A 25,311-nucleotide genomic window follows, 5' to 3' on the forward strand; every position below is an offset into this window, starting at 1 on the left:
GTCCTTTCCGCGACATCTGAGCCGGAACCGGTACGGAACGGTACGGACCGGCACTCGTCGTTCCGGGGCGCCGGCCGCTGGGGCGGTCACGGGTCCGGGACGGCGGGGTCGCCGGTGGCGTTCTCCGGCCGCCGCCCGGGTCCGGGGCCGGCGGACGGAGCGCTCACTCGCTCCTGTCCGCCCACAGCGAGCGCACGTGGCCGAGGTGGCGGGCCATGCAGGCCTCGGCCGCCGGTGCGTCGCCCGCGATCATCAGGTCGAGCAGTTCGTGGTGCTCCTGTGCGGAGGCGACGAGCAGGCCCCGCTCGGCCAGGGCCGTCAGGCCGTACAGGCGGGCGCGCTTGCGGAGGTCGCCGACCGTCTCCACCAGCCGGTCGTTGCCGGAGAGGGCCAGCAGGGTGAGGTGGAAGCGCCGGTCGGCGTCGAGGTAGCGGATGAGGTCGTGCTCGCGCGCGCTGGTGACGATCTCCTCGGCGACCGGCCGCAGTTCCTCCAGCCGCTCCCGGTCGGCCGAGGCGGTGATGGCGCCGATGGTGGGCACCTCGATGAGCGCGCGCAGTTCGGTGTACTGGTCGAGGTCCCGCTCGCTGACCTCGGTGATCCGGAAGCCCTTGTTGCGCACCGGCTCGACCAGGCCCTCGCCCGCCAGGTCGAGCATCGCCTCCCGTACGGGCGTCGCGGAGATGCCGAAATCGGCGGCGAGGGCCGGGGCGGAGTAGACCGTGCCGGGCTGCAGCTCCCCCGCGATCAGCGCGGCGCGCAGGGCGTGCGCCACCTGGTCGCGCAGGCGTTCCTGGCTGGTGATGAGGTTCTTCAGGTGCTGGCCGGCCATGGCGCTGCCTCCCGGGGGTCGTCAGGGATCGTAGGGGATCAGAGGAGGAAGCCCGCGGGGAAGGGGTCGTCCGGGTCGAGGAAGTACTGCGCGGTCCCGGTGATCCAGGCGCGGCCGGTGATGGCGGGGACGACGGCGGGCAGGCCGCCGACCGTCGTCGTGCCGGTGAGGCGGCCCGTGAACCGCGTACCGATGAAGGACTCGTTGACGAAGTCGCGGTCGAGCGGCAGCAGTCCGCGGGCGTGGAGCTGGGCCATGCGGGCCGAGGTGCCGGTGCCGCACGGCGAGCGGTCGAACCAGCCGGGGTGGATGGCCATGGCGTGCCGGGAGCGGGTGGCGTCTGATCCGGGGGCGGCGAGGTAGACGTGTTTGACGCCCCCGATGCCGGGGTCCTCGGGGTGGACGGGGCGGTCGGTGGCGTTGATGGCGTCCATGACGGCGAGCCCCGCCGCCAGCAGGTCGTCCTTGCGCGACCGGTCGAAGGGCAGCCCGAGGGCGTCCAGTTCGACGAAGGCGTAGAAGTTCCCGCCGTACGCCAGGTCGTAGGCGACCTCGCCGAGGCCCGGGACGTCGGCGGTGCGGTCGAGGGCGACGGCGAAGGCGGGCACGTTGGTGAGGGTGACGGACGTCGCCGCGCCGTCCATCACCCGGACGTCGGCGCGGACCAGTCCGGCCGGGGTGTCCAGGCGGACGGTGGTGACCGGCTCGGTGACGGGCACCATGCCGGTCTCGACCAGGACGGTGGCGACGCCGATGGTGCCGTGCCCGCACATCGGCAGCAGTCCGGACACCTCGATGAACAGGACGCCGAAGTCGGCGTCGGGCCGGGTCGGCGGCTGCAGGATGGCGCCGCTCATGGCGGCGTGGCCGCGCGGCTCGTACATCAGCAGGGTGCGTACGTGGTCGAGGTGGTCGGCGAAGTGGCGGCGCCGTTCGGCCATGGTGGCGCCCGGGACGGTGCCGATCCCGCCGGTGATGACGCGGGTCGGCATGCCTTCCGTGTGCGAGTCGACGGCGTGGTGGACGTGGCGGGTGCGCATGGTCAGGCGAGCCCCTCCGCGAGCGCCTTCTCCGTGGCGGCGCGGACGGCGGCGGCCCGCGCGTCGGTGAGGGGCGTACGGGGCGGGCGGCACGGCCCGCCGCGGAAACCCGCGATGTCCATGGAGAGTTTGATCGCCTGCACGAACTCGGGCCTGGAGTCCCACCGCAGCAGCGGGTGCAGGGCCCGGTAGAGGGGCAGGGCGGTGTCCAGGTCGTGGGCGACCGCGGCCCGGTAGAGGGCGACGGAGGCGGCGGGCAGGGCGTTGGGGTAGCCGGCGATCCAGCCGGCGGCGCCGGCCAGGGCGAGCTCCAGCAGCACGTCGTCGGCGCCGATCAGCAGGTCGAGGTCCGGGGCGAGTTCGGCGATCTCGTACGCGCGGCGCACGTCCCCGCTGAACTCCTTGACGGCCACGACGCTGCCGTCCGCGTGCAGCTGGGCGAGCAGTTCGGGGAGCAGGTCGACCTTGGTGTCGAAAGGGTTGTTGTACGCGACGACCGGCAGGCCCGCGCGGGCCGCCTCGGCGTAGTGGGCGCGGACGGCGGCGGCGTCGGCGCGGTACGCGTTGGGCGGCAGCAGCAGGACGGACCCGCAGCCGGCCTCCGCGGCCTGCTCGGCCCACCGGCGGGCCTCGGCGCTGCCGTACGCGGCGACGCCGGGCATCACCCGGGCCCCGTCGCCCGCCGCTTCGACGGCGACGCGCACGACGCGGGCGCGCTCGTCGTCGGTGAGGGTCTGGTACTCGCCGAGCGAGCCGTTGGGGACGACTCCGTCGCAGCCCGCCGCGACGAGCCGGGCGACGTGCTCGGCGTACGCGTCGTAGTCGACGGTGAGGTCGTCGCGCAGCGGCAGGGCGGTGGCGACCATGACGCCGTGCCAGGGGTGGGGACGCTGGTTCATTTCTCGGCTCCCGGTGGTTGTGCCAGCTGACTGAGCGGTACGGGGCAGGACAGCGGGCGCCGGTCGGGCGCCGGGTCCCGGCCCGCGAGGCGGGCGACGGCGGGGCCGCACGTGCGGCCCTGGCACCACCCCATTCCGGCGCGGGTGAGCAGTTTGACGCTCCGGGCGTCCCGGGCGCCCAGGTCGGTGACGGCTGCGCGGATCCGGGCGGCGGTGACCTCCTCGCAGCGGCACACCTCGGTGGCACCGTCCAGCCAGTCGGTCCAGCCGGGGCCGGGCCGGTGGGCGGCGGCCAGGGCGTCGGCGAAGGCCCGCAGGCGGGCGCGGCGGCGGGCGGCGGCCGCGGGTGGGCGGCGCCCGGCGACGGAGAGGGCGGCGATCTCCCCCTCTGCGGAGGCGAGTTCGGCGCCGCCGACACCGCAGGTCTCGCCGGCCGCCCAGAGGCCCGGTACGGAGGTGCGCTGCTCGGCGTCGACCTCCACGGCGGGGGTGCCGTCGGGGGTGCGGCGGGTGGCGCAGCCCAGTCCGGTGGCGAGTTCCAGTTGCGGGACGAGGCCGTGGCCGACCGCGAGGGCGTCGCAGGGGACGCGGCGGCCGGTGCCGGGGACGGGGCGCCAGTCGGGGTCGAGGCGGGTGACGGTGACGGCCTCCAGGCGGGTGGTGCCGTGGGCGGCGGTGACGGCGTGGCGGGTGAGGAGGCGGGTGGTGCGGTGCAGCAGGGCGCCGCCGTACAGGGCGCCCTGGAAGAGCTTGGCCGGGTTGCGGGCGAGGGCGGCGGCGTGGCGGGCGTACGCGGCGGGGCCGGACGCCTCGACGAGGACGGGGACACGGGCGCCGGCGGCGGCGAGGGTGGTGGCGACGGCGAGGAGCAGGGGTCCGCTGCCGGCGACGACGATCCGGCCCCCGGCCCCGGGCCCCGTCCCGGCCGGCGGCGCTCCGGTGCCGGGGAGGGCGAGCCCGCCCTTGAGCATGGCCTGGGCGCCGCCCGCCCCGACGACTCCGGGCAGCGTCCAGCCGGGGAAGGGCAGTTGGCGTTCGTACGCGCCGGTGGCGAGGAGCACCGCGCGGGCGCGGACGGCGGCGGGGGCCTCGTCGGGGCCCGCGACGGCGTGCAGGAGCCAGGTGTCGCCGTCCCGGACGACGGTCCAGACGTGGTGGTGGGGCAGGTGCGTGACGCGGTCCAGCCGGCGGACCAGGCGGCGGACCGGTCGCGGCACGGGGCCGCCCGCCGGGTGCCGGTACAGCTGGCCGCCGGGCCGCTGTGCCGCGTCCAGCAGCGTGACGTCCAGCCCGAGCCGGGCGGCGGTCGCGGCGGCCGTGAGCCCGGCGGGCCCGGCGCCCACGACGGCGAGGTCAGCGGTCATGGCCGGTGCCCTCCTGGGTGGTGACCGCGTCGCCGGGCCGGGCGGGCAGCAGGCAGGCGCGCCGGTTGGGGCGGCCGTTGACGGTGGCCAGGCAGTCGTAGCAGGTGCCGATGCCGCAGAACGCGCCGCGCGGGGCGCCGCCGTGCCGGGTGGTGCGCCAGGCGAGGATGCCGGCGCTCCACAGGGCGGCGGCGACGGACTGGCCCGGCAGGGCGGTGACGGGCCGGCCGTCGAAGGTGAACGTGAACGGTACCGGGGCGGGCGTACGGGGTGCGCGGGGCGTGCGACGGGCGCGGGGCGTGCGGCTGCTCACGAGGCGGCTCCTTCCGTGTCGTCGAAGCGGTCGGGGCGGAACGGTTCCGGGTCCAGGGGCGGGGGGTCGTCGCACAGCGCGGCGGCGACGAGCAGTCCGGTCGCCGGGGCGAGGCCGATGCCCGCGCCCTCGTGGCCGCACGCGTGGTACAGGCCCGGGACGCGCGGGTCGGGGCCGATGGCCGGGAGGTGGTCGGGCAGGTAGGGGCGGAAGCCGTGGTAGGCACGGATGGCCCGTACGCCGGCGAGGACCGGGAAGAGGTCGACGGCCCGGGCCGCGAGCCGGCGCAGCGCCTCGGTGGACAGCGTCCGGTCGAAGCCGACGCGCTCGCGGGTGGCGCCGATCAGGACGGTCCCGGCGGGGGTGCCCTCGACGACGGCGGAGGACCGCAGGCCGGCCGAGCCGCTGGCGACGCCGGCGATGTAGTCCGCCGCGTACACCTTGTGGCGCACCAGGCGGGGCGGCAGGGGTTCGGTGACGAGGACGAAGCCGCGCCGGGGCAGCACGGGCAGGTGGACGCCGGCCAGTCGGGCGAGGGCCTTGCCCCAGGTGCCGGTGGCGTTGACGACGGCGGGGGCGTGGAGGTCTCCGTGGCTGGTGCGTACGCCGCGGACGGCGCCGCCCCGGTCGGTGAGCACGGCCGTGACCTCCTGGCCGAGCCTGACGTCGGCCCGTGCGGCGCGCAGGAGTTGGGCGGCGGCCATGGCGGGCTGGACCTGGGCGTCCTCGGGGTAGTGGAAGGCGCCGGCGAGGCCGGGCGCGAGGTGGGGTTCGAGGTCGCCGAGGCCGTCGGCGGGGATCTCGTACGCCTCGACGCCCGCCTTCGTCTGGCCTTCGGCGAAGGCGCGCAGTGCGGTCAGGGCGGCCCCGTCGGTTGCGACGACGAGACCGCCCTTGCGCTCGTACTCGGTCTCCGGTGGGAGTGTTCCGGCCAGCTCGCGCCACAGTCGGGTGGACAGCAGCGCGAGGTCGAGCTCGGGGCCCGCCTCCTTGTCGGAGACGAGCAGGTTGCCTTCTCCGGCACCGGTGGTGCCGGCCGCGACGGGGCCGCGGTCGACGACGGTGACGGTGAGGCCGGCGCGGCTCGCGTAGTAGGCGCAGGCCGCTCCGACCACTCCGGCTCCGACGATCACGGCGTCCGGCACATCACTCACGTGTCTCGTGGGCACGTCAGTAATATTTCACATGTTACTGACGCTGTACAGGTCGCGGTCAGCTCAATGCCCGCGCTTCCAGGGGCCGTTCAGCTGCGCAGCGGACCCTCGCACGTGTAGTCCGAGGTGCCGGCGGTCCGGTCGGCCCAGATCTCCACCTCACCGAAGGAGCAGTTCATGTCGGCGAGGTTGGTGGAGGCGGGGGCGGACCGGTCGAGGAGGAAGTGGTCGACCGTCCCGGACATGTCCTGGAAGACCCGGTCGGGGTTCGCGGCGTCGGTGAGGCGGGCGGTGACGCGGCCGGTGCAGACGAACCGCCGCATGGAGGTGTCGCCGTTGTCGGCGCAGGCCGGGGCGGACCCCGTGGCGGCCGCGAAGGAGGAGCGCACCGCCTCGGCGGTGGCGTCCCGCAGCCGGTCGTTGGGCGTGTACCGGGTGTTCGGTACGAACAGGTCGTCGACCTCGGCGATGCGCGCGTCCAGGTAGGCGTCGTAGGCCCGCTGGACGGCCGGGTCCGAGCCGAGCCGGTCGCGCCAGGCGTCGAAGGCGGCCGGGTCGTCGGCCCTCAGGTGCCGGTACATCTCCCGCAGCTGCGCGGGCCGTTCGGCCCACAGGTAGGTGAAGAAGGTGCCCGCGTACGCGTAGAAGCGGAAGCCGTCCCCGTCGTAGGTGGCGTGCAGCAGCCGGTCCACGCTCATCCTCGGGCGGCCGTTCGCGGTGTCGGCGATGACGCTGCGGACGAGCGACCTGCGGGCGGCGACCCCGTCGTCGCGGGTGGCCCCGTCGAAGAACTCGGCCGTGCCCTCGTCCATGGCGGTGGTGCGGTCGCGCTCGTACCAGGGCCCTTCGCCGAAGAAACCGGGCACCGCGAACCGGCCGTTGAGGTAGTGGACGTACTCGTGCCGGAACAGCTCCTCCAGGGTGAGCGAGGAGTCCTGGGGGACGCGGCGCTGGTAGGTGTAGAAGGTCGCGCCGCGCTCGATGTAGATGCCGCCGTTGTCGGTGTCCATGCCGGTCAGCAGCGGGTGGTAGTTCTCGTAGTCCGCGCGGGAGGCGTACAGGACGATGTTCAGGCTGGTGTTGGTGTCGCCGGCGAGCGGCCGCTCGGTGCCGAGCACCCGGTGGAACTGGGCCCTGACCTGCTTGCTCGCGTAGTAGAGCTGGTCGACGGTGGCGCGGTCGAGGCCGGTGCGGACCTTGATGGCCCCGTTGTCGTAGCGGTACGCGTGCGGGAAGATCTCCCGCACGATGTCGTCCTTGCAGACCGCGTACGGCTCGCAGGCCCCGTAGAAGTCCAGCCAGGACGCGAGCCGTGCCCAGGGCGCGCTGCCGCGGCCGAAGTCGCGGACGACGGGGGCGAGCAGGGCGCCGAGGTCGGGCACGATCGTGGACGTGAGGGGCGCGATCTGGCCGAAGCGCCCGTACTCGGCGAGGGCGTCGCGCACGACCCACTCGTTGGGCGTGCCCTTGAGGTGGGTGTACCCGGCGAACTTCCGGAAGGCGTCGCGGTACGCGGTGTTGCGGGCGACGAGCGTGTGGAAGGCGGTGTCCTTGTTGCCCGGGTAGACGCCCAGGTAGTTCACGGACAGCGCGGCGAGGGCGGCCCCTCCCCAGGCGGGGTCCTTGTACGTGGTGGTGTGGTACCGGTCCATGGTGGCCAGCACCCGGCGCACGAGGTCGAGCTGGGAGTGGCGCAGTCCCGGGGCGCTGCCCGCGTAGAGGGCCTCGCGCAGGGACTCGGCGTTGGTGCGGGTCGCGTCGAAGGAGCGGCGGGCGGTGCCGAAGGCGTGGACGGCGCGGCGCATGGCCTCGGTGGTGGGCGGGTCGGTGACGTCGATCTCGCCGCGGGAGAAGTCGTGGTACGCCACCGCGTGCAAGTAGGTGAGCATCTCCAGCAGGTGGCTGCCGTTCCTGCCGTCGTGGCCGGCGGCGAGGGCGGATATGCGGCGGGAGACGGCCTGGACGTGCGCGTCGGACATCACGGGGGCGAGGCGGGCGTCCCAGGTCCAGATGAGGCCGCGCAGGCAGCCGTCGGCGGTGACGGCCGGGTCGGCGAGGAAGTCGGCGAACGGCTCCGGGCCGAGGCGGGTGACGTCGTCGAGGACGCACGCGGCCGCGGACGCCGGGGCGGTCGGCGTCCGGGGGCCGGGGACGCGGGGGCCGCTCAGCGCTCCGGGGGCGGGGGCGGCCCGCGGGGCGGACCGCGGTGCGGTGGCGAGGCGTTCGACCTCGTCGTGCGGGGTGCTCCCGCCGGTGCCGGTGGTGGTGCCGGCCGGGGCGGGGCGCTGCTGCGGCACGTACGCCTCGGCGGCGGGCGCGGCGCACACGCCCGCCCCGAGCAGGGTGGCGGTGGCGACGGCTGCGGCGAGGAGGGCTCTGCGGACGGGGCGTCGGGGACGGCCCGGGGATCGCTGGGACACCTGCGGCTCCTGTGTCGGAGGTGGGGGATGGTCCTTGCAGCGGTACGGACGGCCAGTGGTGCGCGCACGATCGGCGCTTTTGTTGGGTGCATGCCACTGCCGTGTGACGTGCAACATAGTAATGTGACATTGCACTGACAACCCTTCAGTCCCCGTGGGAACCGGAGTGCCGCCCTCCTCAGCGCCTCACACGTCGGCCGTCAGGACGTACCGCTCGTCGCCGACCGGAGCGCCCCACAACTCCGCCCGGCCGTCCAGCCGTTCGACGCGCACCTCACCGCCGACCAGCGGACGCACCGCCGCCGCCAGCTCCCCGGCCCCGACGCCACCACTCCACGGCAGGGCCTCCGCACCGGCCGCGTACGGCACGCCCCGCTCCCCGGCCTCGCGCCACCGCCCCTCGACCATCACCAGCCGGCCGCCCGGGCGCAGCCGTGCCACCCAGCCGCGCAGGGCGGCCTCCGGGTCGGGCAGCGTCCACACCAGGTGGCGGCAGAGCACCGCTCCGAACCGCGTCTCCCCCGTCGGCGGTTCCATGGCGTCGCCGACCAGGAACCGCCCCGCCCGCCCGGCGGCCGCGAGCTTGGCGCGGGCCCGCCCGACCATCCGCGGGGCCAGGTCCACACCGGTCACCCGGTGCCCCTCCTCGGCGAGCAGCAGGGACAGCGACCCGGTGCCGCAGCCCACGTCGAGGACGTCGAGCGGCCCGGCCGGCAGCCACGACCGCAGAGCCGCGGCCCAGGCGGCCCGCGTCGGGGCGGCGCGCAGGCCATGGTCGGGCTCGTCGTCGAAGGACGCGGCGGCGGCGTCCCAGTAGGCGGCGATCGGCGTGCGGTCGTCGGTCATGCCCCGATGCTGCCAGGGGGCACTGACAGTCAGTCCAGGACGGCGAACCCGTCCAGCTCCACCAGCGCCCGTTCGTCCCAGAGGCGGGCGGCGCCGATCACCGCCATCGCCGGGTAGGCGCGGCCCGCCAGCCGGCGCCAGACCCGGCCCAGTTCGGCGGCGTGCGCCCGGTAGTCGCCGACGTCCGTGGCGTACACGGTGACGCGGGCGAGGTCGGCGGGGGTGCCGCCGGCGGCCTTGAGCGCGGTCAGCAGGTTGCCGAGCGCCGTCTCGAACTGGTCCGGCAGGGTCTCCCCCACCACCCGCCCGTCACCGTCCAGGGCGGTCTGCCCGGCGAGGAAGACGAAGCGGGAACCGGTGGCGGTGACGGCGTGCGAGAACCCCGAGGGCGGGGACAGTTCGGCCGGATTGAGGCGTTCGAGGCTCATGAGGCGTACAGCTCCTTCGCGATGACGGTGCGCTGGACCTCGGTCGCGCCCTCGTAGATGCGGGGCGCGCGCACCTCCCGGTAGAGGTGCTCCAGCAGGTGTCCGCGCTGCAGGGCCCGGGCGCCGTGGAGCTGGACGGCGGCGTCCACGACGTACTGGGCGGTCTCGGTGGCGAGCAGCTTGGCCATGGCCGCCCGCTTGGGCACGTCGGTGGCGCCCGCGTCGTACGCCGCCGCCGCCGCGTACACCAGCAGGCGGGCGGCCTCCGTGCGGGTCGCCATCTCGGCGACCCGGTGCGATACGGCCTGGAGGTCCTTGAGCACGCCGCCGAAGGCGGCCCGGCCGGCCGTGTGGGCGAGCGTGGCCTCCAGGGCCGCCTGGGCCATGCCCACCGCGAACGCGCCGACACTGGGCCGGAAGAGGTTGAGGGTGGTCATCGCCACGCGGAAGCCCCGGTCCACCTCCCCGAGGACGTCGGCCGGGCCGACCGGGACGCCGTCGAACAGCAGGCTGCCGATCGGGTGCGGGGACAGCATGTCCAGGGGGCTGCCGGTCAGGCCCGGCCGGTCGGCCGGGACCAGGAAGGCCGTGACGCCCCGCGCCCCGGCGCCCGGGGTGGTGCGGGCGAAGACGGTGTAGAAGTCGGCCTCGGGGGCGTTGGAGATCCAGCGCTTCTCCCCGGCCAGCAGCCAGCCCTCGCCGTCCGGCACCGCCTCCAGGGCGAGCGCCGCCGCGTCCGAGCCCGCGTCCGGCTCGCTGAGCGCGAAGGCGGCGACCGCCCGTCCCTCCGTCACCTCCGGGAGCCAGCGCGCCCGCTGCCCCGCGGTCCCGAACGCGGCGACCGGGTGGGCGCCGAGCCCCTGGAGGGCGAGGGCCGTCTCCGCCTCCGTACAGGTCTGGGCGAGGGACTCGCGCATCAGGCACAGGTCGAGGGCGCCCGCGCCGAAGAGCCGCCCGATCAGGCCGAGTTCGCCGAGAGCGGCGACGAGCGGCCGGTCGACGTGCCCCGGCGCGCCCTTCTCGGCGAGCGGCCGCAGCCGTTCGGCGCCCAGGGCGCGCAGCTCGGCACACCAGGCGGTCTGGGCCGGATCGAGTGAGAATACGGGCATTCATGCCCCCTCGGAAGTCATCTATCGCGGGCCGTTGACTGTCGTCACATGAACGATACGCTCGATGAGCGTTCCCACCACGACAAGGGGGCGAACCATGGAGCTCACGCCATCGGCGCATCGTGACACCTTCGCCCGGGACCACCTGCCACCGCGCGAGCAGTGGCCGGAACTCCTCTTCGACCTGCCGGAACTGCGCTACCCCGACCGGCTCAACTGCGGGGCGGAACTGCTGGACCGCACGGTGGACCGGTTCGGCGCGGACCGGCCGGTCTTCCGCGACGGCGCCGGGCGCGTCTGGACGTACGGCGAGCTGCGCACCCGCGTCGACGGGATCGCCCACGCGCTCACCCGGGACCTGGGCGTCGTCCCCGGCAACCGGGTGCTGCTGCGCGGTCCCACCACGCCGTGGCTGGCCGCCTGCTGGCTGGCGGTGATGAAGGCGGGCGGGGTCGCGGTCACCGTCCTGGCCGGGGCGCGCGCTCCGGAACTGGCCGTCATGTGCGAGATGGCCCGCGTCGGCCACGCCCTGTGCGACGTCCGGGCGGTGGACGACCTGGTGAAGGCGGAGGTACCGGGGCTGCGGGTCACCGCGTACGGCGGGGACGCGCCCGACGACCTGCTGCGCCTCGCGGCCCGGCGCCCCGGCGCGTACGAGGCGGTCGCCACGGCGGCCGACGACGTGGCGCTGATCGCGTTCACCTCCGGCACCACCGGGCGGCCCAAGGGGTGCATGCACTTCCACCGCGACGTGCTGGCCGTCGCCGACACGTTCTCCGCGCACGTGCTGCGGCCCGGGCCGGACGACCTGTTCGCGGGCAGCCCGCCCCTGGGCTTCACCTTCGGGCTGGGCGGCCTGGTGATCTTCCCGATGCGGGCGGGCGCCTCGGCGCTGCTCCTGGAGCAGGCCGGGCCCGCGCAGCTCCTGCCCGCCGTGGCCGAGCACCGGGTGACCGTGCTGTTCACCGCCCCGACCGCCTACCGGCTGATGCTCGACGAGCTCGACGGGCACGACACCGGCTCGCTGCGCCGCTGCGTGTCGGCGGGCGAGAACCTGCCCGCCGCCACCTGGCGGGCCTGGTACGAGCGGACCGGACTGCGCCTGATCAACGGCATCGGCGCGACCGAGCTGCTGCACATCTTCGTCTCGGCGGCCGACGGCGCCGCCCGCCCCGGCACCACCGGGGTGCCGGTCCCCGGGTGGCACGCGCGCGTGGTGGACGGTTCCGGTGCCCCCGTCCCCGACGGGCAGGAGGGGTACCTGGCGGTGCGCGGTCCGGTCGGGTGCCGCTACCTGGCCGATCCGCGGCAGCGCGAGTACGTCCGGCACGGCTGGAACATCACGGGCGACACCTACGTACGCGAACCGGACGGCCACCTGCGCTACGTCGCCCGCGCGGACGACATGATCATCTCCGCCGGCTACAACATCGCCGGCCCCCAGGTGGAGGAGGCCCTCCTCGCCCACCCCGACGTGCTGGAGGCGGCGGTGGTGGGCCACCCCGACGACGTCCGCGGCCAGGTGGTCGTGGCGTACGCGGTGCTCCGGGACGGCCTGCCCCGCGACGACACCACGGCCGAGGCCCTGCGCGCCTTCGTGAAGGGCCGTCTCGTCCCATACAAGTGCCCGCGCCGGATCGTGTTCCTGGACGCGCTCCCGCGCACGGCCACCGGCAAGCTGCAACGGTTCCGGCTGCGCGACCAGGACACGCCCGGGGACACGCCCGTAAAGTGATCACGTGGCCGAGCAGCACACCCCGCGTTCCCTGATCGTCTCCCTGTACGGCGCGTACGGGCGGACGGCCGACAACGCCCCGCTGCCGGTGGCCGAGCTGATCCGGCTGCTGGCGGTGCTGGGCGTGGACGCGCCGTCCGTGCGCTCCTCGGTGTCCCGGCTCAAGCGGCGCGGGCTGCTGGAGCCTCGCCGCACGGCGGACGGGGCCGCCGGGTACGCCCTCTCGGAGGACGCCCGGCAGCTCCTCGACGACGGCGACCGGCGGATCTACGCGGCCGGCGAGCCGCACGAGGACGACGGCTGGGTGCTCGCCGTCTTCTCGGTGCCGGAGGCCGAGCGGCACAAGCGGCACCTGCTGCGCTCGCGGCTGGGCCGGCTGGGCTTCGGGACGGCGGCGCCGGGGGTGTGGATCGCACCCGGCACGCTGTACGAGGAGACCCGGCACACCCTCGAACGGCTCCAGCTCGACCCGTACGTGGACCTGTTCCGGGGCGAGCACCTCGGCTTCGCGGCGACGGCGGAGGCGGTGGGCCGGTGGTGGGACCTGGCGGCGATCGCCAAGCTGTACGAGGAGTTCCTCGACCTGCACGAGCCGGTCCTGCGCGCCCGGGCGGCCCGCGAGCCGTCCCCCGAGGAGGCCTACCGCGACTACCTGCTGGCCCTGGACTCCTGGCGCCGCCTGCCCTACGCGGACCCGGGCCTGCCGGCCGCCCTGCTCCCGGCGGGCTGGCCGGGCGGCCGGGCGGCGGCCGTCTTCGGCGGCCTGCACGGGCTGCTGCGGGACAGGGGCGAGGCGTTCGTCAGGAGCGGGGCGCCAGGCTGAGGCGCGGTCTGGGCGCGTCGGTGCGGCCCGTGGGGGGTTTCCTGCTGCCCGCCCGGTAGGGGGCCGGCCAGGGGGCGCCGGGTCCTTCGTAGCCCTGTTCGGCGGCGGCGTGCAGGGTCCAGTGCGGGTCGTACAGGTGGGGGCGGCCCAGGGCGCACAGGTCGGCGCGGCCCGCCAGCAGCAGCGAGTTCACGTCGTCCCAGGAGGAGATCGCGCCGACCGCGATGACCGGCACCTTGAGGGCGTTGCGGATCCGGTCGGCGTACGGCGTCTGGTACGAGCGGCCGTACTCGGGCCGTTCGCCGGGCACGACCTGGCCCGTGGAGACGTCGATGGCGTCGGCGCCGTGCTCGGCGAAGGCGCGCGCGATCTCGACGGCCTCGTCGGGGGTGGTGCCGCCGGGCGCCCAGTCGGTGGCGGAGATGCGCACGGTCATGGGCCGCTCGCCGGGCCAGGCGGCCCGTACCGCGTCGAAGACCTCCAGCGGGAAGCGGAGCCGTCCGGTCAGGGAGCCCCCGTAGGCGTCGGTGCGCCGGTTGGTGAGCGGGGAGAGGAAGCCGGACAGCAGGTAGCCGTGGGCGCAGTGCAGTTCCAGCAGGTCGAAGCCGGCGCGGGCGGCGCGCCGGGCGGCGGCGGCGAACTGCTCCCTTATGTCGGTGAGCGCGGCCCGGTGCAGTTCGTGCGGGACCTGGTTGACGCCGGGGCGGTAGGGGATCGGTGAGGCGGCGACCAGGGGCCAGTTGCCGGAGTCGAGGGGCTGGTCGATGCCCTCCCACATGCGCTTGGTGGAGCCCTTGCGGCCGGAGTGGCCGAGCTGGACGCCGATGGCGGTGCCCGGCGACTGCTGGTGGACGAAGTCGGTGACGCGGCGCCAGGCCGCCGTCTGGGCGGGGGACCACAGGCCGGCGCAGCCCGGGGTGATGCGGCCCCGGGGGCTGACGCAGACCATCTCGGTCATGACCAGTCCGGCGCCGCCGAGGGCACGGGCTCCGAGGTGGACGAGGTGGAAGTCGCCGGGTACGCCGTCGACGGCCGAGTACATGTCCATGGGGCTGACGACGACCCGGTTGCGCAGGGTCAGGCCGCGCAGCCGGAAGGGCGTGAACATCGGCGGCGTGCCGGGCGGGCAGCCGAAGTCCCGTTCGACGGCGTCGGTGAAGCGGGCGTCGCGCAGCCGCAGGTTGTCGTGGGTGACGCGGCGGCTGCGGGTGAGCAGGTTGAAGGCGAACCGCCGGGGCGGCTGGTCGAGGTGGTCCGCCAGGTCCTCGAACCAGCGCAGGCTGGCGGCGGCGGCCCGCTGGGTGGACTCCACGACGGGGCGGCGCTCGGCCTCGTACGCGGCGAGCGCGCGGCCGAGGCCGGGCTGCTCCTCGACGCAGGCGGCGAGCGCCAGGGCGTCCTCGACGGCGAGTTTGGTGCCGGACCCGATGGAGAAGTGCGCGGTGTGGGCGGCGTCGCCGAGGAGCACGATGTTCCCGTGCGACCAGCGGTCGGTGACGACGGTACGGAAGGCGGTCCACGACGAGCGGTTGGAGGCCAGCGGCCTGCCCCGGAGCGCCTCGGAGAAGATCTTGGCGCAGCGGGCGACGGACTCCTGCTCGTCGGTCTCGTCGAAACCGGCCGCCCGCCAGACCTCCTCGCGCATCTCGACGATGACGGTGGAGGCGTCCTGCGCGTAGGGGTAGCCGTGCAGCTGCATCACGCCGTGCTCCGTCTCGGCGATCTCGAAGCGGAACGCGTCGAAGGCGAAGTCGGCGGCGAGCCAGATGTAGCGGCAGCGGTGGGTGGTGAGGTGGGGCGCGAACACGTCGGCGTGCGCCTCGCGGGTCGCGCTGTGCACGCCGTCGGCGGCGACGACCAGGTCGTACGAGCCGGCCAGTTCGGCGGCGGGCGGCGCCGCGGTGCGGAAGCGGAGCGTCACGCCGAGCTCGGCGCACCGGGCGTGGAGGATCTCCAGCAGCCGGCGGCGGCCGAGCGCGGCGAAACCGTGCCCGCCGGAGGTGAGGACACGGCCTCGGTGGACGATGTCGATGTCGTCCCAGCGGACGAACTCCTCCTGGAGGGCGGCGTACACCGCGGGGTCGGCGTGCTCGATGCCGCCGAGGGTCTCGTCGGAGAGGACGACGCCGAAGCCGAAGGTGTCGTCGGGGGCGTTGCGCTCCCAGACGGTGACCTCACGGGTGGGGTCGAGACGCTTGAGCAGGGCGGCGGCGTACAGCCCGCCGGGCCCTCCCCCGACGACCGCCACGCGGAGCGAACGCGGAGCACCCACGGCGGCTCACCGCCCCTGCCACTTGGGCGGCCGCTTCTCGGTGAACGCGGCGTGGAACTCGGCGTAGTCCTCGCCGTTCATGAGCAGGGCCTGGGTGGCGGCGTCGAGCTCGACGGAGGCGGCGAGCGGCATGTCCAGCTCCGCCGTCAGCAGCGCCTTCGTCTGCGCGTACGCGAGGGCCGGGCCGTCGGCGAGCCGGCGGGCGAGCGCGGCGGCCCGGGCGTCGGCGGCGCCCTCCTCGGTCAGTTCGCTGATCAGGCCGATGCGCTCGGCCTCGGGGGCGCGGACGGGCTCGCCCAGCATCAGCAGCCGGGTGGCGTGGCCGAGACCCACGACGCGCGGCAGGAGGTACGCGGCGCCCATGTCGCCGCCGGAGAGGCCGACCTTGGTGAAGAGGAACGCGAAGCGGGCGGAGGGGTCGGCCACCCGGAAGTCGGCGGCGAGCGCGAGCACCGCGCCGGCCCCGGCGGCCACCCCGTGCACGGCGGCGACCACGGGGAAGGGCGCCTCGCGCAGCGCCCGGACGACCTGCCCGGTCATCCGGTTGAAGTCGAGCAGCTCGGCGGTGTCCATGGCGAGGGTGGCGCCGATGATGTCGTCGACGTCGCCGCCGGAGCAGAACCCCCGCCCCTCGCCGGCGAGGACCAGGGCGCGCACGGCGCGCTCCCGGGACAGTTCCGCGAGCAGGTCCCGCAGGTCGGCGTAGGCGCCGAAGGTCAGGGCGTTCAGCTTGGCGGGGCGGGCCAGGGTGACGGTGGCGACCCCGTCGTCGAGGGCGAGCCGCACATGGCGCCACTCCTCGGTGCGGGACGCGGAGCTGGAGAACGGGCTCATGAGGTGCGGCCTCCCTCGGTCTGCCTGCGCAGATGCCTGCTCTCCGAAGCTATCACTTGTACGTGACTTCCGTCACGCAGACGCGATACGCTGACGAGTGTGACCGTGTCACAGCTGTCCGTGACCGGTGCGGGTCCCGTACCAGCTGTGGCACAGGTCTCCCGAAGGGTGGGTGGGGGCCTCTGGTGCGGCGGGCGGCCCTACGTAAGGTGGAGGGCAGCCCTCCGGGCCCTCCCCGTTCCACCGCTCCCCGCCCCCCCCCGCCCCCCGGCCGCTCCTCCCCGTACCCCCCCCCCCGCCGTCACCCTCCCGGTCTCCGCGCCCGGCCGTGGCGCCGGGCCACCGCTCCCCCGCCCCGACCGGCCGCTCACCCGTACCGCGACCGCGAGCCGCCGCCGGCCACCCGTCCCCCGCCCGCCCCTCCCTGCTCCCGAATGGAACCGGCTTCCCCGAACGGACCCCGCCTTGCTCGAAGCATCCGGCCCCTCCTCCTGGCGCATCGCGCTGCCGCACACCACGGCCGCGGTGCCCATCGCCCGTGCCCTGATACGCACGGCGCTCGCGGATCTGGACGCCTCGGCGTACCGGGACACGGCCGAGCTGCTCACGGCCGAGCTGGTGGCCAACGCGGTGGAGCACACCGCGGGCAAGGGTCCGATAGAGCTGGTGGTCCGCCGGCTGCCGAGCGGGTGCCGGGTCGAGGTCCACGACCGGGATCCCGAGCCGCCCGGCGACCTGGTGCCGGAGCACGACACCCCGCCCGACCCCTGGCAGGAGCACGGGCGGGGCCTGCTGCTGATCCGTACGCTCAGCGGGGCGTGCGGTCACCGGCGGACGGACCGGGGCAAGGCGGTCTGGTTCACGCTCCCGGGGCTGCAGACCCCGTGACCGGCCCGTCGGGCCCATCCGGACCGCCGGGGCCGCCGGGGCCGCCACGGCCGGCCGCCAGCCGCGAGTTGCGGCGTCCGTACAGCGCGTAGACCAGGGCACCGACGACCAGGAAGACGGCGAACTGCACCCACGTCGTCCAGCCGGTCCCCCACATGAGGTACAGGCACATGGCGACGCCCAGCACCGGGCTGAGCGGGTAGAGCGGCACCCGGAAGCCGCCCGGGGTGCCCGGGTAGCGGCGGCGCAGGGCGACGACCGCGATGTTGACCACGACCATGACGGCGAGCGTGCCGATGGTGGTCAGGTTCAGCACCACGTCGAGGGGGACGACGGCCGCCGGGACGGCGAAGACGGCGGCGACGATCCAGGTGTTCGCCACGGGGGTGGCCGTCTTCGGCGACACCTTCTCGAAGACGTGCGGGATCAGTCCGTCGCGGGACATCGACATCAGGATGCGGGTCTGGCCGTACATCACCGCCAGGACGACGGAGGCGATGGCGACCACGGCACCGAAGGCGATGACACCGCCGCCCACGGCCGACTCGGTCACCCGGTCGACGATCAGCGAGAGCGCGGCCGGCTGGTCGGCGACCTCGTCGGCGGAAAGCGCGCCGATGGCGGCGACGGCGACGAGGCAGTACAGCAGCGTCACGATGCCGATGCAGATCATGATCGCCAGGGGGATGTTCCTGCGGGGGTTCTTGACCTCTTCACCGGCCGTGGTGATCGCGTCGAAGCCGATGTACGAGAAGAACGCGACCGAGGCTCCCGAGGTGACCCCGGCCAGGCCGTGGGTGGCGAAGGGCGCGAGGTTGCCGCCGTCGTAGGCGCGCAGGGCGATGGCGCAGAAGAGGACCAGGATGGCGATCTTCACGACGGCCATGACGGCGGTGGCACGGGCGCTCTCCCGGATGCCCCGCACCAGGAGCACCGCGGCGAGGCCGATCACGACCACGGCCGGGATGTTGACCACGCCGCCGTCGCCGGGCGGGCTGGACAGCGCGGCGGGCAGTTGCCACCCGACCAGGCTGTCGAGGAGTTCGTTGAGGTACTCGCCCCAGCCGACGGCGACGGCCGAGACGGAGACGCCGTACTCCAGCAGCAGACACCAGCCGACGAGGAAGGCGATCCGCTCGCCGAGCGTGGCGTACGCGAAGGAGTACGAGCTGCCGGAGACGGGGATCGCGCTGCCCAGCTCGGCGAAGGAGAAGGCCGTGAAGACACAGGTGATCGCGGCGAGCAGGAACGAGATGACGACCGCGGGGCCGGCCTCGGCCACGCTGTCGGACAGGCCGACGAAGATGCCGGTGCCGACGATGGCGCCGACGCCGAAGCACACGAGCTGGAAGAGGCCCATGGTGCGCTTGAGGCCGTGCCCCTCGAGGTCCGAGCCGGAGTCGGCGATCAGCTGGGCGGGGCTCTTGAGGCGCGGCGGTCCGGTGGGACGCATGGGGTGGTTCTCTTCTCTGGGCCGGGTGGGCGGGCACAAACGAAGCGGGGTTCGAGCGTGCGAGCCCGAACCCCACCATGTGTCCCGATATTAACCGCCACACCGCATATTCACCCCATCGGGCGTATTGCCATGCCGCACCGCGGATCCCCGGCGGGTCAGGCGCCGCCGAGCGTGGCGACCATGACGGCCTTGATCGTGTGCATCCGGTTCTCGGCCTCGTCGAAGACGACCGAGTGCTCCGACTCGAAGACCTCGTCCGTGACCTCCAGCTCGGTCAGCCCGTGGCGCTCGTGGATCTCGCGGCCGACGGCGGTGCCCAGGTCGTGGAAGGCCGGCAGGCAGTGCAGGAACCTCACCCCCGGGTTCCCGGTGGCGCGCAGCACGTCCATGGTCACGGCGTACGGGGCGAGGGCGGCGATGCGCTCGTCCCAGACCTCCGCCGGCTCGCCCATGGAGACCCACACGTCGGTGGCGACGAAGTCGGCCCCCCGCACGCCCTCGGCGATGTCCTCGGTGAGCGTCACCCGTGCGCCACTGGTGGCGGCCAGCTCGCGGGCGCGCGCCACGACGTCGTCGGCCGGCCAGTAGGCCCTCGGCGCCACGATCCGGACGTCCATCCCGAGCAGCGCGCCGGTGACCAGGTAGGAGTTGCCCATGTTGTAGCGGCCGTCGCCGAGGTAGGCGAACGCGACCGTCTCCAGCGGCTTGTCGGTGTGCTCCGTCATCGTGAGCACGTCGGCGAGCATCTGGGTGGGGTGCCAGTCGTCGGTGAGGCCGTTGTACACGGGCACGCCGGCGTGGGCAGCCAGCTCCTCCACGGTGGCCTGGGCGTCCCCCCGGAACTCGATGGCGTCGAACATCCGGCCGAGGACGCGGGCGGTGTCCTTGGCGGACTCCTTCTTGCCGATGTGGGACCCGGCGGCGTCGAGGTAGGTGGTGGACGCCCCCTGGTCGGCCGCGGCCACCTCGAACGCGCAGCGCGTACGGGTCGACGACTTCTCGAAGATCAGGGCGATGTTCCTGCCGCGCAGCCGCTGGACCTCCGCGCCCGCCTTCTTGGCCGCCTTGAGTTCGGCGGCCAGGTCGATCAGGCTGCGGAACTCCTCGGCGGTGAAGTCCAGCTCCTTGAGGAAGTGGCGGCCGGTGAGGTCGGTGGCCATGGGGGCGCTCCTGGGTTCCGGATACGGGGACTCGTGGAAGTCTATACGAGCACCCACATTTGTATGCGGACGCCTGTGCGACCTCCCGCCCGGGGGACGCCCGAGCGGCCTCCCGTCTCCGGGGGACCAGTCTCCGTCGGAGTGCCGGTGGTCCGCGAGGCGGGCCGCCCGGGCGGGCGCCACCCCGCCCGGGCCCGGCCTACCGGGGGGCGGCGTCGCGCACGACCGGACAGCTCATGCAGCGGGGGCCGCCGCGCCCCCGCCCCAGCTCGCTGCCCGGGATCTCGATCACCTCGATGCCCTCCCTGCGCAGGTGGGTGTTGGTGGTGACGTTGCGCTCGTACGCGACGACCACGCCCGGCTCCACCGCCAGGACGTTGCACCCGTCGTCCCACTGCTCGCGCTCCGCCGCGTGCACGTCCTGCGTCGCGGTCAGCACCCGGATCGCCGGGAGGCCGAGCGCCGCGGCGATGGCGCTGTGCATGTGCTGCGGCGGGTGGTCGGTGACCTTCAGCGCACGGTGCCCGTCGCCCGGTTCGATGGTGTACGAGCGGAGCATGCCGAGTCCCGCGTACTGGGTGAACGTGTCGTGCGCGACCATCGTCATGACCGTGTCCAGGTGCATGAACGCCCGGCTCTTCGGCATGTCCAGCGCCACGATGGTGTGGGCGGAGCCGGCGGCGAACAGCCCGCGGGCCAGCATCTCCACCGCCTGGGGCGTGGTGCGCTCGCTCATCCCGATCAGCACCGCGCCGTTGCCGATGACCAGCACGTCACCGCCCTCGATGGTGGACGGGTAGTCGTCCTGCCCCTCCGACCAGTGGTGGAACGTTCCGGCGTCGGGGCCGGTGAAGAGGGGATGGTGCTTGTAGATGGCCTCGAAGTGGACGGTCTCGCGCTGCCTGGCGGGCCAGCGCATGGCGTTGATGGACACGCCGTCGTAGATCCAGGCCGAGGTGTCGCGGGTGAAGAGGTGGTTCGGCAGCGGCGGCAGCAGGAAGTCGTCCAGGTCCATCACATGGAACCGGACGGACGTCGGCTCGGAGTGACCGGCCAGGAAGTCACGCTTCGTCATCCCGCCGATCAGCGCCTCCACCAGCGCTCCGGTGTCCATGCCGTCGAACACCGCCCTTATGTGGTCGGTGGCGAGCGGGCCGTACTCCTTCTCGTCGAAGACCCGGTCCAGGACGAGCTTCCTGGCCGCCGGGATCTCCAGCGCCTCGCGCAGCAGGTCGCCGACGAGGTGCACCTCCACGCCCCGGTCGCGCAGCACGTCGGCGAACCCGTCGTGCTCCTGCCGGGCCCGCCGTACCCAGAGCACGTCGTCGAAGAGCAGCGCGTCCTTGTTGGTGGGCGTCAGCCGCTTCAGCTCCAGATCCGGCCGGTGCAGGATGACGCGGCGGAGCCGCCCGGTCTCGGAATCGACATGGAATCCCATGCCTCCATCCTCACCGCGTAAGCCCCACTTCACCCACGAACCGACCGGACATCCCGCGACTCCCGCCTCCCCCGCCCGGCCACCGACCCGCGAACCGGGCGCAGCGGACGAAGGGGACGGACGCGCCGGCGCCCGGCCGGTGCGCACCGGCCGGGCCACGCCGGGGCGCCCCCACCGGGGGCACCTCGGGGCGTCAGAGGCGCGGGTCGACCGGCTCCGACTCCAGGGCCAGCACGGCGAAGACCGCCTCGTGGACGCGCCACAGCGGTTCGCCGTCGGCGAGCCGGGCGAGGGCTTCCAGGCCGAGGGCGTACTCGCGCAGGGCGAGCGACCGCTTGTGGCCGAGGTGGCGCTCGCGCAGCCGGACCAGGTTCTCCGGACGCGTGTACTCCGGACCGTAGATGATCCGCAGGTACTCCCGGCCGCGCACCTTGATGCCCGGCTGCACCAGCCGCCCCTTGCCGTCGCGCGCCAGGGCCCGGAGCGGCTTGACGACCATGCCCTCGCCGCCCGCGCCCGTCAGCTCCAGCCACCAGTCGACACCGGCACGGACCGACGCCTCGTCGCCCGTCTCGACGACGAGCCGGCGCGTGGCCTGGAGCAGCCCGGTCGGATCGTGCTCCACCAGCCGGTCCAGCCACGCCAGCTGCTCGTCGTGCGGGACGCCCGCCAGGAGGCGGCCCTGCGCGGCGAGGATCTGGAACGGCGCGAACCGCACGCCCGCGAGCCCGTCCGTGTCCCAGCAGTAGCGCCGGTACGCCTCGGTGAACGCCGCCGCGTCCGCCGCGCGCTCCCGCTGCCGCCCCAGCAGCCCGGCCACGTCGACGCCCCGGCCCACCGCCGCCTCCAGCGCCGCGACCGCGCCCGGGAACACCGCGCCCGAGGCGGCGCCGACCGCCGCGTACTGCGAGCGCAGCAGGCCGGACGACTTGAACGACCACGGCATCAGCTCACCGTCCAGCAGCAGCCAGTCGGCCGTGCCCGACGCGCTGCCGGAAGCGCTGGTGGAGGCGCTGTCGGAGGAACCGCCGGAAGCCGCCGGCTCGTCCCAGAGCCCGGCGGCCCCGATGGCCGCCCGCAGCCGGTCCAGGACCTGCTCCGTCATCGCCGGGTCGTCGAAGAACGGCCGCCCGGTACGCGTGTGGATGACACCCGTCGGACCGTCCGTCCCGAACCGCTCCCGCGCCGCGTCCGCGTCCCGGCACACCAGCGCCACCGCCCGCGAGCCCATGTGCTTCTCCTCGCACACGACCCGCTCGATCCCGTCGGAGCGGTACTGCGCGAACGCCTCCGCCGGGTGCTCCAGGAAGCCGTCCTCCCTGGACGTGGCCGTGGGGGCCATCGTCGGCGGCAGGTACGCCAGCATCCGCGGGTCCACCGCGAACCGGCTCATGACCTCCAGCGCGGCGGCCGCGTTCTCCTCGCGCACGCCGATGTTGCCCGCGTACCGCGTCTCGACGACCCGGCGCCCGTGCACGTCCGCCAGATCGAGCGGCCGGCCCTGGTGCCCGCCGGGCGCCTCCGTGACCAGCGGCCTGACCGGCTCGTACCAGACCTTCTCGGCGGGTACGTCGACGAGTTCGCGCTCCGGCCAGCGCAGCGCGGTCATCTTCCCGCCGAACACCGCGCCGGTGTCCAGGCAGATGGTGTTGTTGATCCATGAGGTGTTCGGCACCGGGGTGTGGCCGTACACCACCGCCGCGCGGCCCCGGTAGTCCTCAGCCCACGGGTAGCGCACCGGCAGCCCGAACTCGTCGGTCTCACCGGTGGTGTCGCCGTACAGGGCGTGCGACCGCACCCGCCCGGACGTACGGCCGTGGTACTTCTCCGGGAGCCCGGCGTGGCAGACGACGAGCCGGCCCCCGTCGAGGACGTAGTGGCTGACGAGCCCGTCGATGAACTCCCGCACCCGGGCGCGGAACTCCTCGCTCTCGCCCTCCAGCTGCTCGATCGTCTCGGCGAGCCCGTGCGTCGGCTGGACCTTGCGGCCCGCGAGCCAGCGCCCCAGCTTGTTCTCGTGGTTGCCGGGCACGCAGAGCGCGTCGCCGGACGCGACCATGCCCATGACGCGGCGCAGGACGCCGGGGCTGTCCGGGCCCCGGTCGACGAGGTCACCGACGAAGACCGCCGTACGCCCCTCGGGGTGCGTCCCGTCCACGTAACCGAGCTTGGCGAGCAGGGCCTCCAGCTCACGACTGCACCCGTGGATGTCACCGATGATGTCGAAGGGGCCGGTGAGGTGGCGCAGGTCGTTGAACCGCTTCTCCAGGACCACCTCGGCGGACTCCACCTCCGCCACGCTCCGCAGGACGTGCACCTTGCGGAAGCCCTCCCGCTCCAGACCGCGCAGCGAGCGCCGCAGCTCGCGGCGGTGGCGCTGGATGACGTGGCGGGGCAGGTGCGCCCGGTCGGGCCGGGCGGCGTTGCGCTCGGCGCACACCTCCTCGGGCAGGTCGAGGACGATCGCGATGGGCAGGACGTCGTGCTCGCGGGCCAGCCGCACCAGCTGCCGCCGGCTCTCCTGCTGGACGCTGGTCGCGTCGACGACGGTCAGCCGGCCGGCGGCCAGGCGCTTGCCGGCGATGTAGTGCAGGACGTCGAAGGCGTCACCGCTCGCGCTCTGGTCGTTCTCGTCGTCGGCGACCAGCCCCCGGCAGAAGTCCGAGGAGATGATCTCGGTCGGCTTGAAGTGCTTGCGCGCGAACGTCGACTTGCCGGAGCCGGTGGCGCCGATGAGGACGACGAGGGACAGGTCGGTGACCGGCAGCCTGCGGCTGCCCGTGGTCGCGGTCTCGGTCATGCGGCCTTCTCCTCGTCTGCGGCGGCCAGGGTGAACACGGCCATCTGCGTGGGCGGTCCGACCTCCGGGTCGTCCGGCCCGACGGGCACGAACTCCACGCCGTACCCGTGGCGCTCGCCCACCTGCCGCGCCCAGCGGCAGAACTCCTCGCGCGTCCACTCGAAGCGGTGGTCGCCGTGGCGGACGTGCCCGGCGGGCAGCGTCTCCCAGCGCACGTTGTACTCGACGTTCGGCGTCGTCACGACCACCGTCCCCGGCCGGGCCGAGCCGAACACCGCGTACTCCAGTGCCGGCAGGCGCGGCAGGTCGAGGTGCTCGACGACCTCGCTGAGCACGGCCGCGTCATAGCCCTTCAGACGCTTGTCGGTGTACGTGAGGGAGCTCTGGAGCAGGTTCACCCGGCCGGCCTGCCGCTCCCCCATACGCTCCAGCCGCAGCCGCCGCGCGGCGACGGTCAGCGCCCGTACGGACACGTCGACACCCACGACGTCGGTGAAGCGGACGTCCTTCAGCAGCGCCTGCACCAGCTGGCCCTGGCCACAGCCCAGGTCGAGCACCCTGCTCGCCCCCGCCTCGCGCAGCACCCGCAGGATCGCCTCACGGCGCTGCTCGGCGAGCGGCACCGGCCGGTCGTCCGTGTCGGTGGTCTCGTCGACGGCGTTGTCGACGTCCTCGACGTCCAGGTCGTCGGCCTCGGCGAGCCGGACCAGTTCCAGGCGCTCCATCGCCGCACGGGTCAGGCCCCAGCGGCGCGACAGGTAGCGGCTGGTGATCAGCTTGTGCTCGGGGTGGTCGGCCAGCCAGCCCTCGCCGGCCCGCAGCAGCTTGTCGACCTCGTCGGGCGCCACCCAGTAGTGCTTGGCGTCGTCGAGGACGGGCAGCAGGACGTACAGGTGCCGCAGGGCGTCGGCGAGCCGCAGCTCCCCCTCCAGCACCAGCCGTACGTAACGCGAGTCGCCCCACTGCGGGAACCGCTCGTCCAGCACCACCGGCTCCGCGTCGACCGTCGTCCAGCCCAGCGGCCCGAAGAGCGCGCGCACCAGGTCGGCACCGCCCCGCGCGGGCAGCGCCGGGATCTCGATCCGCAGCGGCAGCGGCTCTGCCGCCCGCTCGGGCAGGGCGGCGCAGACGCCGCGCAGCGCGCTCTTGAAGACCGTGCTCATCGCGACGGACAGCAGCGACGAGGCGGCGTACGGCCGGTCGTTGACGTACTGGGCGAGCGCCGCGTCGGGTGCGCCGCCGCGGCCCTTGCCCCGGCCGCGCCGGACCAGCGCGACGGGGTCCACCTCCAGCAGCAGCGCCGCGGTGCAGCGCTCGGCGGACGCCTCCGGGTAGAAGACGTGCGCCGTGCCGTGCGAGGTGGAGAACGCCTGCGCCTTGTCGGGATGCTTGTGCAGCAGGAATCCGAGGTCGGTGGCGGGACGTCGCGGGCTACCGGTCGTACTGATCGTCAGGAACACACGTCCGAGTATTGCCTGCCGGGCATGGCCCGACCAGCGG

20 protein-coding genes are annotated in these 25,311 nt (G+C 74.3%); 3 read left to right on the forward strand and 17 right to left on the reverse strand.

Translation table 11 applies throughout. The features are described from left to right. Positions 1 to 163: 163 nt before the first annotated feature. The 10 genes from A4V12_RS09400 to A4V12_RS09445 form a co-directional block, all read right to left on the reverse strand. The gene (locus A4V12_RS09400) at positions 164 to 832 is read right to left on the reverse strand and encodes a GntR family transcriptional regulator (protein ID WP_064068790.1); all 669 of its coding nucleotides are present in this window, start codon (positions 830 to 832) and stop codon (positions 164 to 166) included. A gap of 38 nt (positions 833 to 870) precedes the next feature. Continuing rightward, the gene (locus A4V12_RS09405; RefSeq protein WP_064068791.1) at positions 871 to 1,872 is read right to left on the reverse strand and encodes a proline racemase family protein; all 1,002 of its coding nucleotides are present in this window, start codon (positions 1,870 to 1,872) and stop codon (positions 871 to 873) included. Positions 1,873 to 1,874: 2 nt separating this feature from the next. Continuing rightward, on the reverse strand, positions 1,875 to 2,771 hold the full coding sequence (locus A4V12_RS09410) for a dihydrodipicolinate synthase family protein (protein ID WP_064068792.1): 897 nt from the start codon (positions 2,769 to 2,771) through the stop codon (positions 1,875 to 1,877). Beyond that, on the reverse strand, positions 2,768 to 4,135 hold the full coding sequence (locus A4V12_RS09415) for an FAD-dependent oxidoreductase (protein WP_064068793.1): 1,368 nt from the start codon (positions 4,133 to 4,135) through the stop codon (positions 2,768 to 2,770). The genes A4V12_RS09410 and A4V12_RS09415 overlap by 4 nt, the downstream gene beginning before the upstream one ends. Further along, positions 4,125 to 4,448: a (2Fe-2S)-binding protein gene (locus A4V12_RS09420; RefSeq protein ID WP_064068794.1), complete on the reverse strand. Its 324-nt coding sequence runs from the start codon at positions 4,446 to 4,448 to the stop codon at positions 4,125 to 4,127. The genes A4V12_RS09415 and A4V12_RS09420 overlap by 11 nt, the downstream gene beginning before the upstream one ends. After that, entirely contained in the window at positions 4,445 to 5,617 is a 1,173-nt protein-coding gene (locus A4V12_RS09425) for an NAD(P)/FAD-dependent oxidoreductase (protein WP_064068795.1), read from the reverse strand. The genes A4V12_RS09420 and A4V12_RS09425 overlap by 4 nt, the downstream gene beginning before the upstream one ends. 74 nt (positions 5,618 to 5,691) lie before the next feature. Then, positions 5,692 to 8,139 carry a collagenase gene (locus A4V12_RS09430; RefSeq protein WP_079136927.1) on the reverse strand — a complete coding sequence of 816 codons (2,448 nt, stop codon included), beginning with the start codon at positions 8,137 to 8,139 and terminating at the stop codon, positions 5,692 to 5,694. Positions 8,140 to 8,208: 69 nt separating this feature from the next. Beyond that, complete coding sequence (locus A4V12_RS09435) at positions 8,209 to 8,868, reverse strand: class I SAM-dependent methyltransferase (RefSeq protein ID WP_064068796.1); 660 nt, start codon at positions 8,866 to 8,868, stop codon at positions 8,209 to 8,211. 29 nt (positions 8,869 to 8,897) lie between these two features. After that, complete coding sequence (locus A4V12_RS09440; RefSeq protein WP_064068797.1) at positions 8,898 to 9,296, reverse strand: RidA family protein; 399 nt, start codon at positions 9,294 to 9,296, stop codon at positions 8,898 to 8,900. Then, complete coding sequence (locus tag A4V12_RS09445; protein WP_064068798.1) at positions 9,293 to 10,405, reverse strand: acyl-CoA dehydrogenase family protein; 1,113 nt, start codon at positions 10,403 to 10,405, stop codon at positions 9,293 to 9,295. Before A4V12_RS09445 ends, A4V12_RS09440 begins: the two co-directional genes overlap by 4 nt. Before the next feature lie 97 nt (positions 10,406 to 10,502). Here A4V12_RS09445 and A4V12_RS09450 point away from each other — a divergent pair, with 97 nt between their 5' ends. Both A4V12_RS09450 and A4V12_RS09455 read left to right on the forward strand, forming a co-directional pair. After that, the gene (locus A4V12_RS09450; protein ID WP_079136928.1) at positions 10,503 to 12,140 is read left to right on the forward strand and encodes an AMP-binding protein; all 1,638 of its coding nucleotides are present in this window, start codon (positions 10,503 to 10,505) and stop codon (positions 12,138 to 12,140) included. Between the two features lie 4 nt (positions 12,141 to 12,144). After that, positions 12,145 to 12,963, forward strand: a complete 819-nt coding sequence (locus A4V12_RS09455) for a PaaX family transcriptional regulator (protein ID WP_064068800.1) — start codon at positions 12,145 to 12,147, stop codon at positions 12,961 to 12,963. Here the strand turns inward: A4V12_RS09455 and A4V12_RS09460 are convergent. Beyond that, positions 12,941 to 15,235, reverse strand: coding sequence for a bifunctional salicylyl-CoA 5-hydroxylase/oxidoreductase (locus tag A4V12_RS09460; RefSeq protein WP_064068801.1), 2,295 nt, complete (start codon positions 15,233 to 15,235; stop codon positions 12,941 to 12,943). The genes A4V12_RS09455 and A4V12_RS09460 overlap by 23 nt on opposite strands. A gap of 6 nt (positions 15,236 to 15,241) precedes the next feature. Further along, positions 15,242 to 16,069 carry an enoyl-CoA hydratase family protein gene (locus tag A4V12_RS09465; protein ID WP_064068802.1) on the reverse strand — a complete coding sequence of 276 codons (828 nt, stop codon included), beginning with the start codon at positions 16,067 to 16,069 and terminating at the stop codon, positions 15,242 to 15,244. Positions 16,070 to 16,534: 465 nt separating this feature from the next. Here A4V12_RS09465 and A4V12_RS09470 point away from each other — a divergent pair, with 465 nt between their 5' ends. Beyond that, the gene (locus A4V12_RS09470) at positions 16,535 to 16,957 is read left to right on the forward strand and encodes an ATP-binding protein (RefSeq protein WP_064068803.1); all 423 of its coding nucleotides are present in this window, start codon (positions 16,535 to 16,537) and stop codon (positions 16,955 to 16,957) included. On the opposite strand, the gene A4V12_RS09475 is transcribed toward A4V12_RS09470, so the two are convergent. From A4V12_RS09475 to A4V12_RS09495, 5 genes are all read right to left on the reverse strand, one after another. Next, a complete protein-coding gene (locus tag A4V12_RS09475) occupies positions 16,929 to 18,410 on the reverse strand; it encodes an amino acid permease (RefSeq protein ID WP_064068804.1) in 1,482 nt (493 codons plus the stop codon). The two genes, A4V12_RS09470 and A4V12_RS09475, sit on opposite strands and share 29 nt — an antisense overlap. Before the next feature lie 158 nt (positions 18,411 to 18,568). Then, complete coding sequence (gene argF, locus A4V12_RS09480; RefSeq protein WP_064068805.1) at positions 18,569 to 19,573, reverse strand: ornithine carbamoyltransferase; 1,005 nt, start codon at positions 19,571 to 19,573, stop codon at positions 18,569 to 18,571. 199 nt (positions 19,574 to 19,772) lie between these two features. Continuing rightward, the gene (locus A4V12_RS09485) at positions 19,773 to 21,011 is read right to left on the reverse strand and encodes an arginine deiminase (protein WP_064068806.1); all 1,239 of its coding nucleotides are present in this window, start codon (positions 21,009 to 21,011) and stop codon (positions 19,773 to 19,775) included. Between the two features lie 193 nt (positions 21,012 to 21,204). Beyond that, positions 21,205 to 23,811, reverse strand: coding sequence for a polynucleotide kinase-phosphatase (locus A4V12_RS09490; protein ID WP_064068807.1), 2,607 nt, complete (start codon positions 23,809 to 23,811; stop codon positions 21,205 to 21,207). Beyond that, positions 23,808 to 25,271 carry a 3' terminal RNA ribose 2'-O-methyltransferase Hen1 gene (locus A4V12_RS09495; RefSeq protein WP_064068808.1) on the reverse strand — a complete coding sequence of 488 codons (1,464 nt, stop codon included), beginning with the start codon at positions 25,269 to 25,271 and terminating at the stop codon, positions 23,808 to 23,810. The genes A4V12_RS09490 and A4V12_RS09495 overlap by 4 nt, the downstream gene beginning before the upstream one ends. Between the last annotated feature and the right edge of the window lie 40 nt (positions 25,272 to 25,311).

The sequence above is a fragment of the Streptomyces noursei genome, from assembly GCF_001646665.1.
GTDB lineage: Bacteria > Actinomycetota > Actinomycetes > Streptomycetales > Streptomycetaceae > Streptomyces > Streptomyces lavendulocolor.